Source organism: Halorubrum sp. BV1, assembly GCF_000746205.1.
Taxonomy (GTDB): Archaea; Halobacteriota; Halobacteria; order Halobacteriales; family Haloferacaceae; genus Halorubrum.
Window position 1 is genome coordinate 709192 of the sequence record NZ_JQKV01000002.1, and the last position, 11779, is coordinate 720970.

The following is an 11779-nucleotide window of genomic DNA, read 5'->3' on the forward strand; positions in this document are numbered from 1 at the left end:
CACCAATAACCGTGTCCCCTGAATTATCAGCAGTGATTAGCGGGGGCGTGCATTTATGCTGATTCTGCGACCGCTTTTGGGTATGAGCAGGACGACGGATCGGCGGGGGAGCCGCGACGGGTCACCACGGGTGGTGGTCGTCGACGACTCGCCGTTCATGCGCGGGTTGATCGCCGATCTATTGACAGACGCCGGTGTCGCGGTCGTCGGCGAGGCGGGCGACGGCGCGGAGGCGCTGTCGGTGGTCGCCGAGACGACGCCCGACGTAGTGACAATGGACGTAGAGATGCCCGGAATGGGCGGGTTGGAGGCCGTCGAACGGCTGATGGAGGAGACTCCGACGCCCGTTCTGATGCTGTCAGCGCACACGGACGAGGGGGCCGAGGTGACCTTCGAGGCGCTCGAACGCGGCGCGGTCGACTTCTTCTCGAAGCCCGGCGGCGAGGTCTCGACCGGCGTCTCCCGGGAGTCAGAGCGGCTCGTCGAGGCCGTGCGGTCGGTCGCGGACGCGGACCTCGCGGCGGCGGCATGGGACCGAGACGGCTCGACGAGCGCGGCCACGACGGCGGCCGCGTCGGGCGGGTCGGCGGCCGCGGGCGCAGCCGCGTCGGCGAGCGCGTCGACGACGACACCGGACGGCGACCTCGACGAGCCGCTGACGGTCGTGATCGGGGCGTCGACCGGCGGGCCGAACGCGGTCGAGCGCGTCATGTCGGCGCTGCCGATGGCCGACTGCCGGATCGTCATCGTTCAACACATGCCGGAGGCGTTCACGCCGCGCTTCGCCGACCGGCTCGACGACGCCTCGGCGTACGACGTACAGGAGGCGAGCGACGGGGCGCGGATCGGTGCCGGCGAGGCGCTCGTCGCCCGCGGCGGGAGCCACACCCGGATCGACAGCTACCGCGCGGGTCGGCTCCGCGTCAAGCTCGACGAGGACGACTCACAGTCGGTGTCGCCCGCCGCCGACGTGACGATGCGCTCCGCGGCCGAGGTCGTCGACGACCCGCTCGTCGGCGTCGTGTTGACCGGCATGGGTTCGGACGCCGCCGAAGGGATCCGCGCGATGGCCGACGCCGGCGCGCGGACGATAGCACAGAGCGAGGACACCTGCGTGATCTACGGGATGCCGAAGCGCGCGGTGGAGTCCGGCGGCGTGGACGAGGTACACGACCTCGACGACGTCGCCGGCGCGATCGTGGGGGGTGAGGCCTGATGGACTCACACCGCGCCGCGTTCGTCGCCGAGGCGGAAGACGGGATCACGGACCTCAACAACGCGCTGCTCGCGCTCGAGTCCGACCCCGAGGACGCCGCGGCGATGGACGACGTGTTCCGCGTCGCACATACCCTGAAGGGGAACGCGGCGGCGATGGGGTACGAGGACGTCTCGTCGTTCGGCCACGCGCTGGAGGACCTGCTCGACGCGATCAGGCAGGGCGACCGCGAGGTGACGCCCGAGGTCATGGATCTCCTCTTCGAGGGGGTCGACGCCGTCGAGGCGATGGTCGACGAGATCGCCGACACCGGCGAGGTGACGACAGACCCGTCGGACCTCGAAGCGCGCCTCCGCGAGATGGAAGAACACGGGACCGTCGGCGGCGAGGACGCGGCTGGAGACGCCGCTGCTGGAGACGGAAACGAAGGTAGCGATGACGCCGAAGACGCTGACGCCGGTGACGACGCGTCCGGCGAGGCGGGCGAGAGCGACGACGCGGCCGACGACGTCGCCGTCCCCGATCACCCGCCGGGCGTCGCGGACCTTCCGGAGCCCGTCGTGTACGCGGACGTGACGATTGGCGAGAGCGCGATGGCGGGCGTCGACGCCACGCTCGTCGTGCAGGCGCTCGACGGGCAGTTCGACGGCTTCGTCACCGACCCCGACCCGGCCGCGCTCGAAGACGGCGAGTACGACGAGGGGTTCGACGCGTTCGTCGGCGGCGCGGCGGCCGACGTGGTCGCCGAGGGGCTCGGCGCGCTCACGCAGGTGGAGTCGATCGCGACGGCTCTCGTCGGAGCCGACGAGGACGACGAGAGCGAGGCGGACGCGACCGCCGAGGAACCGCTGGAGGCGACCGCGGACGCCGGCGGCGATACCGAATCCGACGCCGATCCGGCCGCGGACGAGGAGAGCGCGGACACCGGCAGCGACTCCGACGAGACGGGAGACGCGGGAGACGCAGGATCCGACTCCGGCACCGAATCGGACTCCAAGTCTGGCGACGAGATCAAATCGATCCGCGTCGACGTCGATCAGGTCGACGAGCTGTACGGGCTCGTCGAGCAGCTGGTGACGAGCCGGATCAAGCTCCGGCGGGAACTGGAGGGCATGGATGCGCAGTCCGACGCCTTAGACGAGCTCGACAAGCTCGCCTCCAGTCTGCAAGACACCGCGATGGACATGCGGCTCATCCCCTTCTCGCAGGTGTCGGACTCGTTCCCGCGGCTCGTCCGCGACATCTCGCGGGACCTCGACAAGCGGATCGACTTCGAGATCGAGGGCGACGACGTCGAACTCGACCGGACGATCCTCACGGAGATGCGCGACCCGCTCGTCCACGTCCTCCGGAACGCGGTCGACCACGGGATCGAGTCTCCAGACGAACGCGAGGCCGCCGGCAAGGACCCGACGGGCACCGTGCGGCTCACGGCCGAGCGCGAGCGCGACCACGTCATCATCGAGGTCGCTGACGACGGCGGCGGCCTCGACCCGGATCAACTCCGCGAGAAGGCGGTCGACGAGGGCGTAAAGAGCAGGGAGGCGGTCGAGGCGATGGAAGACGACGAGGTGTACGACCTGGTCTTCCATCCCGGCTTCTCAACCGCGGAAGAGGTGACCGACGTCTCCGGGCGCGGCGTCGGCATGGACGTCGTGCGGACGACCGCGCGCGACCTCGACGGCTCCGTCGCCGTCGAGAGCGAACCCGGCGAGGGGACGACCGTTCGCTTCCGGCTCCCGGTGACCGTCGCCATCGTGAAGGTGATGTTCGTCGACGTCGGCGGCACCGAGTACGGGATCCCGATAAAGTCGATCGCGGAGGTCGCCCGCGCGGACGACGTAGAGGAGGTCCACGGCGACGAGATCGTGCGCCACGAAGACGATCTCTACCCCGTGATCAGGCTGAACGATCGGCTCGCCGAGAGCGGGGCCGCCGCGGTCGGCTCCGGCGTTGGCGGGTCTGATCCGGACGAATCGACCGCGGGAGGGGCGGCCGCGGGCGGACCTGACGAGGCCGCGGGCGGACCCGACGAGGCCGCGACGCCGGACGGCGGGACCGTCGCCGACGCGGACGCCGCTGGCGACGCTCCGGAGTCCTCCGATGACGTGGGGATGCTCGTCCGGATTCGCGAGGAGACGCGACAGGTGGCGCTCCACTGCGACGCGGTGTTGGACCAAGAAGAGGTCGTCGTGAAACCGCTCGACGGACCGCTGTCGGGGACGCCGGGCCTCAGCGGCACGGCGGTTCTCGGCGACGGCGACGTCGTTGCCGTCCTCGACGTGGTGAGCCTATGAGCAGTGAAACACCCTTCGAAGGCGTGTTGCGACAGATAGACGACACGGTGCCGTTCGAGCCCGGCTACTACAACGAGTCGTACCTCGACCGGCGGATCACGGCGCGGATGCGCCGTCGCGACACCGAGTCGCACGCGGAGTACGAGCGGCTGCTCCGCGACGACGACGAGGAGCGACAGGCGCTGATGGACGCGCTCACGATCAACGTGACCGAGTTCTTCCGCAACCCCGAGATGTGGGACGTCCTCCGCGGCGTGCTCCGCGAGAAAACGGACGAGAAGCGCCGAGTTCGGGTCTGGTCCGCCCCGTCGGCGGACGGGCGTGAAGCGTACTCGATCGCGATGCTGGCCTGTGACGATCCCGAAATCGACGAGTCGCGCGTCGAGGTGCTCGGCTCCGACATCAGCGAAGAGGCGCTCGATAACGCCCGCGACGGCACGTACCACACCACCAGAACGACGGACATCGCGGCGGAGCTCGAACCGCTCTCCGACCCCGGCCGGTACGTCGAGCAGGACGGAGACACCTTTCAGGTCAAGCCCGCCGTCCGACGGCTCGTCAACTTCGAGACGCACGACCTGATCCGCGACGGTGCGCGCGACCCGTTCGACGTGGTGTTGTGTCGCAACCTGCTGATCTACATCGACGTCGACCACAAGGGTGCGCTGTTCGATACGCTCGAGGCGTCACTCGCCGACGACGGCGTCCTCGTCCTCGGGATGACGGAGAGCGTCCCGCCGGACCGTTCGGACCGGTACGAACCGATCGACAAGCGACGGCGGGTGTTCGAGAGGGTCTGATGTCCCTGTACCAGCACGCGCGGGATGGAAACGTCGAGCGGCTCAGGGACGCGATGGGAAGCGACAGCGCCGCGGTGCGGCGGCGGGCTGCCGAGTTCCTCGGCGAGGTCGGCGACGGGACCGAACAGGCGACCGTCGACGCCCTGCTCCGCGCGGCGACGGACGACGAAGACGAGGAGGTCCGCGGTGCCGCGGTCGACGCGCTCGACGAACTCGGTGACGGGGCGCTCGAACAGCTGCTCTCGGAACTCACCGGGACGACGGGGTCGGAGGCCGAGTGGGTGACCGCACGGAAGTTCGCCCGCGCACTGCAGGCTGACCGGCCCGAGCTGCGGATGGCCGCGGCGAACGCGCTCGGACGGCTCGACGACGCGAGCGGTCTCTCGCATCTCGTCGACGCGCTCGACGACGACGACCCCCGCGTCAGGCTCCGCGCCGCGCAGGCCTGCGGAACGTTCGCGGACCCGCGTGCCGTCCCCGGCCTCACCGCGCGGCTCGACGACGAGCCGCGCGTCAGGCGAGCCGCGGCGAACGCGCTCGGAGGCATCGGCACAGACCAGGCGCTCGCGGCGCTTTTGGATCTGCTCGACGAGCCCGACGAGTCGCTCCGGCGGATCGCGGCCGGCGCGCTCGGCAAGGCGAACAACCCGGAACCGGTTGAGCCGCTCGCGCGGGCGCTCGGCGACGAGAGCGCGGTCGTGCGCAACGCCGCGGTGTACTCGATAATCGAACTGCTCTCGAACGTCCCGACCCAACAGAGCCACGCGGTTCGGGACCGCGTCGTCTCCGAGCTGAAGTCGGCCGACGACGAGACCGTGGTCGAGCCGCTAGTCGAGATCTTGACCGACGGCCAGCAGAGCCGACAGCGGCGGAACGCCGCGTGGATCCTCGGACGGGTCGCGGAGCCGGACACCGAACTCGCGGTCGAGGCGCTCGCGGAGGCGCTCGCGGACGACGACGCACAGACCGCGCAGTTCGCGGCCACGAGCCTCAAGAACCTCGGCGGGCCGGTCGTCGAGGACCGGCTTCTCGACCGACTCGGGACCGAACACCCCGAAGACGCCCGCGCGAAGGCGGTGTTCGTGCTGGGACAGGTGGGCGGACAGGAGACGCTGAACAGGCTCGAAGACCTCACCGACGACGAGAGTTCCGCGGTCAGAAAGCGGGTGTTCTCCGCGGTCTCGAAGCTCCGGGCGGGGGGTCCGTAGATGTCCGACGGCGAGTACAAGGTCACGGACACGCAGGGGCGGTTCGCGGTGGCCGTCCGCGACGGTCGCAAAATGAACGACGTCTCGTGGACGGCGGGGCGGATACTCCTCTCCAACCGACGGCTGATCTTGGCCGGCAACGACGGGAAGCGGACGATCCCCCTCTCGGACCTTCGCGGACTCGGCGGCCGACACGACGCCAACCAGTCGGTTGCGCGCGTGTCGAACTACGTGAGCTTCGATCTGGGCGATCAGGTGTTGCTTGTCGCGGCGAGCGAACACGAGGAGTTCGAGCGCGACGTCTACCGGGCGCTCCTCGACCAGCGGACGGTGATGGCGAAACACCCGGCGATCGAGGGCGGCGTCGTGCAGGATTCGAAGTGGGAACAGGCCCGGGTGAAGATAGACGAGAACGGGCTCAACGCGGCGATGGAAGGCGGCGCGTTCGTGAAGTTCGATCTCGACGACATCAGCGGACTTGACGCCGCCAAACGCACCGTCAACGGCGAGAAAAAACCCGTCATCGAGGTGTCTCACACCGACGACGAGGGGACGAGCATCGAGACGCACATCGCGGGCGACCCGAACAGGATGCGCTTCGTCGAGGCGTGGCTCCACAAAGGAGAGGAGCGAAGCTCGACGAACGTCGATCTGTCCAGCCGGGATCGTGAGGTGTTGATGGCGCTTTACTCCGGCGTGTCGCCGTTCGAGATCCCGTCGTTTCTGGGGATGGACGTCGACGACGTCGAGGAGACGTTCGAGCGGCTCATCGATCTGGAAGTGGTCGAGGAGGTGCGGGTGCGCCGCGAGGTCGCGCTCAACTCCCGCGGACGCAACATCGCCAGCGAGGCGATGAACGAGCAGTGACCGCCGTTAAGAGGCGAGCGACACGCCGGTGACTACGGGGCGGTGGAGACGTCGGTGATCTCGAATCTCGCACCGCCGTCGTCGCTCTCGGTGACGGTGATCTCCCAGCCGTGCGCGTCGACTATCTCCTGGACGATGGAGAGCCCGAACCCCGTGCCGTCGTCCGTGCTCGTGTGTCCGGCTTCGAACACCTGCGAGCGCTCGCTCTCCGGGATCCCGGGGCCGTCGTCCGCGACGTAGAAGCCGTCGTCGAGGTCGCCGACGGTGACCGTCACCCCGTCGCCCCCGTGTTCTATCGCGTTTCGAATGAGATTCCCGAACAGCTGGCGAAGCCGGCTCTCGTCGGCGTCGATCGCCGTCGCGGTCTCGACAGCGAGCGCGGCGTCTCCCGTGTCGATGGTCTCCCAGCTCCGAGAGGCGCAGGCGTCCAGCTCGACCGGTTCCGTCTCATCGACCGACCGGCCCTGTTTCGCGAGCATGAGAATGTTCTCGATCAGCTCTTGCATCCGCGTGTGCGCGTTCCGGATCGTGTCGACATGGGGGCTGTCACACTCCGCCGCGAGGAGGTCGAGGTGGCCCGACGCGACGTTGAGCGGGCTTCTGAGGTCGTGGCTGACGACGTTGGCGAAGTTTTCGAGTTCCTCCGTCTGCCGTTCGAGTTGTCGGCGGGCCTCGTTCCGGTCCGTGATGTCGATGTACGTCGCCAAGACGTCGGTCTCGTCGCCCCACGCGAGGGACGCGGCGGTCAACAGGAACTCTCGCCTGTCGCCGGCCGCAGTCTGCCGTGTCACTTCCCTGTCGATCCGCTCGCCGTCCCGTACCTGCGCGTTTATTTCGTGTGCCTCCCGTGACGTCTCGTCGTCGACGATGAACTTGTCGAGCAACGAGCCGCCGAGTTCGCAGCCGGAGAAGCCGAACGTCTCGCGGAACGCGTCGTTCGTCTGTTTGACCACCGGGTCGTCGCCGTCGAACGTCGCGAGCACGAGCGGAACGGGCACGGCGTCGAGCAGGGTCGCGAAGCGGTCGCGCTCGCGTTCGAGCTGTTCTTGGTGGTTTCGCAGTTCGGTGATGTCCTCGTTGACCGCGACGAACCGCGTGATCTCCCCCGACTCGTCCGTGACCGGCGAGATCGTTTGCGTGGCGACGTACCGCTCGCCGGACCGGCGCTCGTTGATTATCTCTCCCTCCCAGACGTCGCCGCTGAGGATGGTGTCCCAGAGCCGTTCGTAAAACAGGTCGTCGTGAACCCCGGACTGTAAGATGTTTGCGTTGCTGCCGACGGCTTCGTCGGCGGGGTAGCCGGTCTGTTCTTCGAACGCCGGATTGACGTACTCGATCCGCCCGTTCAGATCCGTCCAGTAGATCGAGTGGCCGGCGCTTTCGACCGCCTCTCGGAACGCACGCAAATCCGTGGCTACGCCGTCCTCAGAGGCCATTACTGGTCACTACCCGAGGCGGTGTGTTAAAACGACCGGAAGGTTCGAGAGCGGCGCAGCGAGTGGTCGAATCGTGGATGAGGCCCGAGATTAAGTTCACCCGGATCCGAACACGGCTATGATAGTCGCGCGGACGGCCGCCTTCGGCGAGGGCACAGCGATCACGCGTACGAGACGAACCGGCGGGCGTGAGGGAAGACGAACTGGCGGGCGTGAGAAGAGACGCAAGCGACCTCGGCCGATCCCGCAGGTCGACGGAGCCGAGGTGATCTAGGTGGTGACGCGTCGGATCGGCGTCGACGTCGGCGGGACGTTCACCGACGTGGCGCTGTCGCTCGACGGCGCGCTCGTCACCGCGAAGGTGCCGACCACCGCGGACCAGAGCGAGGGCGTGATCGCCGGGATAACCAAGGCCTGCGCGGAGGCGGACGTCGACCCGGAGCGCGTGGAAGAGTTCTCACACGCGATGACCGTCTCCGTCAACGCGCTCCTCGAAGGCGACGGCGCGCGGACGGCGCTCGTCACCACGGCGGGGTTCAGAGACGTGCTAGAGATCGGCCGACAGGACCGGCCGTCCCTGTACGACCTCGACGCCGAGAAGCCGACGCCGCTCGTTCCCAGACGCCGCCGGTTCGAGGTGGACGAGCGGGCGACGACCGACGGGATCGAGCGACCGGTCGACGCCGACGAGGTGCGCGCGCTCGCCGCGGAGATACGCGAGAGCGACGCCGACTCGGTCGCCGTCTCGCTTCTGCACGCGTACGCGCACCCGGAGAACGAGCGGCGGGTCGCGGAGCAGCTCCGGGCGGAACTCGACGTGCCCGTGTCGGCCTCCCACGAGGTGCTCGCGGAGTTCCGCGAGTACGAGCGCACCTCGACGACGGTCGTCGACGCGTACGTGCGGCCGGCGATCGACCGCTACGTCGGCCGGCTCACGGAGCGCGCGAAAGCGATCGGCGTGCCGCAGCCACGGATCATGCAGGCGAACGGCGGGCTCACGGACGCCGAAACCGTCAGGCGGAACGCGGTGACGACCGTGCTCTCTGGACCCGCCGCGGGCGTCGTCGGCGCGAGCGCGATGGCGACCGGCGAGCGCGGCGAGGCCGACCCGAGTCGACCCGACGATAGCCCGGGGCTCGTCACCCTCGACATGGGCGGCACGTCGAGCGACGTGAGCCTCGTCCGCGACGGCGACGTGGAGCGGACCACGACGGGCGCGATCGACGACCGACCCATCGGAACGCCGATGGTCGACGTCGAAACTGTCGGGGCCGGCGGGGGGTCGATCGCGTGGGTCGACGCCGGCGGAGCGCTCCGCATCGGCCCGCACTCGGCCGGGAGCGACCCCGGTCCCGCCTGCTATGGGAACGGAGGAACGAAGCCGACCGTCACCGACGCGACCCTCGTGTTGGGCTACATCGGGGAGAACACCAGTCTCGGCGGGGAGCTGTCGCTCGACGCGACCGCCGCCCGCGACGCGCTCGCGGCGCTCGCCGACGAGGCGGGACTGAACGGTCCGCTGGCCGCCGCGCGCGGCGTCTACCGCGTCGCCACCGCAGACATGACCCGGGCGATCCGATCCGTGACCGTCGAGCGAGGCCACGATCCGCGAGCGCTCGACCTCGTCGCGTTCGGCGGTGCGGGACCGATGCACGCGCTCGCGATCGCGGACGACCTCGACGTCGACCGGGTCGTAGTCCCCCGCGCCTCGGGCGTCTTGTCGGCGTACGGGCTGCTCGCCGCAGACGAGAAGCGCGACGCGGTTCGGACGTATCAGCGCCCGCTCGCCGCGGTCGATCCCGACGACATCGACGCCGTGTACGAGGATCTGCGCGCAGAGCTGCTGGACGAGGTCAGCGACCGCGACGCGGCGACCCTGCGTCACGCCGCAGATCTCAGATATGCCGGCCAGAGCTTCGAACTCACCGTGGACGTCGACCCGCCGTTCGACGCCGCGGACGCCCGCGAGCGGTTCGCGGCGGCTCACGAGTCGGCGTACGGTTACCGCGCCGACGAGCCGGTCGAGTTGGTGAACTGTCGGGCGACGGCAACGATAACGCGGGACGCGCCGCCGGTCGCGTTCGCGGCCGACGGCGACCCGCTGACTGACACTCGAGAGGCGGCCTTCGCGGGCGAGGTCCGCGAGACACCCGTGTACGACCGGGGTCGGCTGTCGCCGCGGGACGGAAGCGAGTCGTCCACGCCCCGGCCGCCGATCGACGGTCCCGCGGTCGTCGAGGGCGACGAGAGCACGGTCGTCGTCCCGCCGGGGTGGAACGTGACGGTGCGCGACGACGGCGCGCTGATCGCGGAGGTGAGCGACGCGTGAGCGACGTCGACCCGGTGACTCTCGAAATACTCCGAAACCAACTGGAAGGCGTCGCGGCCGAGATGGGCCATGTGCTCATCCGGGGGGCGTACTCGCCGAACATCAAGGAGCGGCAGGACTGCTCGACGGCGATTTTCGACGCGGCCGGCCGGATGGTCGCGCAGGCCGAACACATCCCGGTTCACCTCGGCGCGATGCCCGACGCGGTCGGCGTCGTCCTCGACGAGGACCCGAAACCGGGAGACGTCTTCGTCGTCAACGACCCCTTTGCGGGCGGAACCCATCTCCCGGACATCACGCTGGTCTCGACTATCGCGCCCCGCGGCGAGGTGATCGGGTTCGCGGTGTCGCGGGCGCACCACGCCGACGTGGGCGGCAGCGCGCCGGGGAGCATGCCGCCGGGCGCACGGGAGATATACGAGGAGGGGGTACGGCTGCCCGCGGTCCGGCTCGTCGACGGCGGCGAGCCGAACGAGGCGGTGTACGATCTGATCCGCGCCAACGTCCGGACGCCGGACGAGCGCACGGCCGACCTCCGTGCGCAGCGCGCGGCGAACGACCGCGCCGAAGCGCGGATCGGCGAGCTGCTCGACGAGCACGGCTCGACGCTTCTCGACGCGTTCGACGCCGTCATCGACTACTCCCGCGAGCGCGTCGAAACCGAACTTGCGGCGCTCCCGGACGGCACGTACCGCGCGCGTGACATCCTCGAAGGCGACGGCGTGACGGACGACGACGTGCCGATCGCGGTGACCGTCACCGTCGACGGGAGCGCACTCGACGTCGACTTCGCCGGAACGGCGGACCAGGTCGACGGCAACCTCAACGCGCCGCTGTCCGTCGCGAAGAGCGCGGTCTACTTCGTCGTCCGCGCGGTGACCGACCCGGACATCCCGCCGAACCACGGGTGTTACGAGCCGGTGTCGGTGTCGGTTCCCGAGGGGTCGGTCCTCGACCCGGACCCGCCGGCCGCGGTCGTCGGCGGCAACGTCGAGACCAGCCAGCGCGTCATGGACGTGACGCTCGCGGCGCTCGCCGCGGCCGTTCCCGACGCGGTACCGGCCGGCGGACAGGGGACGATGAACAACCTCATCATCGGCGACCGTTCGGGCGAGTTCACCTACTACGAGACGATCGGCGGGGGTTTCGGAGCCCGCCACGACAAAGACGGCATGGACGGCGTGCAGGTCGGAATGACGAACACGCTCAACACGCCGGTCGAGGCGTTAGAAGCCGAGTACCCGCTCCGGGTCGAGCGGTACGCGCTGCGCCCGGGAAGCGGCGGCGACGGCCGACACCGCGGCGGACTTGGGCTCGAACGGACCGTCACCGTCGAGACCGACGCCACCGTGTCGCTGCTGACTGAGCGGCGGCGGACCGCCCCCGCGGGGCTCGACGGCGGCGAGGACGGGGCGACCGGGGCGAACCTCGTCGACGGCGATCCCGTGCCCGCGAAGGTCTCAATCGACGTCGCGGCCGGATCGACCGTCTCGGTCCGAACGCCCGGCGGCGGCGGACACGGCGACCCGGACGAGCGCGACCCGGCGGCAAAAAAGCGGGATCGACGCGACGGAAAAGTCGGTGGCCGGCGCGACGAAAACGGCGAATGACCGACGAGAGACTCGC

Annotated in this window: 8 protein-coding genes; 7 read left to right on the plus strand and 1 reads right to left on the minus strand. The window is 69.6% G+C overall.

Going from position 1 to position 11779, the window contains the following annotated elements:
- Positions 1 to 82 precede the first annotated feature (82 nt).
- The 5 genes from cheB to EP28_RS08160 are packed head-to-tail and all read left to right on the plus strand — an operon-like array spanning position 83 to position 6388.
- The gene (gene cheB, locus EP28_RS08140; RefSeq protein ID WP_196219622.1) at positions 83 to 1216 is read left to right on the plus strand and encodes a chemotaxis-specific protein-glutamate methyltransferase CheB; all 1134 of its coding nucleotides are present in this window, start codon (positions 83 to 85) and stop codon (positions 1214 to 1216) included.
- Positions 1216 to 3513: a chemotaxis protein CheA gene (locus tag EP28_RS08145; protein ID WP_049983498.1), complete on the plus strand. Its 2298-nt coding sequence runs from the start codon at positions 1216 to 1218 to the stop codon at positions 3511 to 3513. Before cheB ends, EP28_RS08145 begins: the two co-directional genes overlap by 1 nt.
- Complete coding sequence (locus EP28_RS08150; protein WP_049983499.1) at positions 3510 to 4313, plus strand: CheR family methyltransferase; 804 nt, start codon at positions 3510 to 3512, stop codon at positions 4311 to 4313. The genes EP28_RS08145 and EP28_RS08150 overlap by 4 nt, the downstream gene beginning before the upstream one ends.
- Positions 4313 to 5521: a HEAT repeat domain-containing protein gene (locus EP28_RS08155; RefSeq protein WP_049983500.1), complete on the plus strand. Its 1209-nt coding sequence runs from the start codon at positions 4313 to 4315 to the stop codon at positions 5519 to 5521. Before EP28_RS08150 ends, EP28_RS08155 begins: the two co-directional genes overlap by 1 nt.
- On the plus strand, positions 5522 to 6388 hold the full coding sequence (locus EP28_RS08160) for a CheF family chemotaxis protein (protein WP_049983501.1): 867 nt from the start codon (positions 5522 to 5524) through the stop codon (positions 6386 to 6388).
- 32 nt (positions 6389 to 6420) lie between these two features.
- Here the strand turns inward: EP28_RS08160 and EP28_RS08165 are convergent, their stop codons facing one another.
- Positions 6421 to 7824, minus strand: coding sequence for a PAS domain-containing sensor histidine kinase (locus tag EP28_RS08165; protein ID WP_049983502.1), 1404 nt, complete (start codon positions 7822 to 7824; stop codon positions 6421 to 6423).
- A gap of 274 nt (positions 7825 to 8098) precedes the next feature.
- Between EP28_RS08165 and EP28_RS08170 the strand changes: the two genes are divergently transcribed.
- Positions 8099 to 10153, plus strand: coding sequence for a hydantoinase/oxoprolinase family protein (locus tag EP28_RS08170; RefSeq protein ID WP_049983503.1), 2055 nt, complete (start codon positions 8099 to 8101; stop codon positions 10151 to 10153).
- Positions 10150 to 11763, plus strand: a complete 1614-nt coding sequence (locus tag EP28_RS08175; protein ID WP_049983504.1) for a hydantoinase B/oxoprolinase family protein — start codon at positions 10150 to 10152, stop codon at positions 11761 to 11763. Before EP28_RS08170 ends, EP28_RS08175 begins: the two co-directional genes overlap by 4 nt.
- Positions 11764 to 11779: the final 16 nt, after the last annotated feature.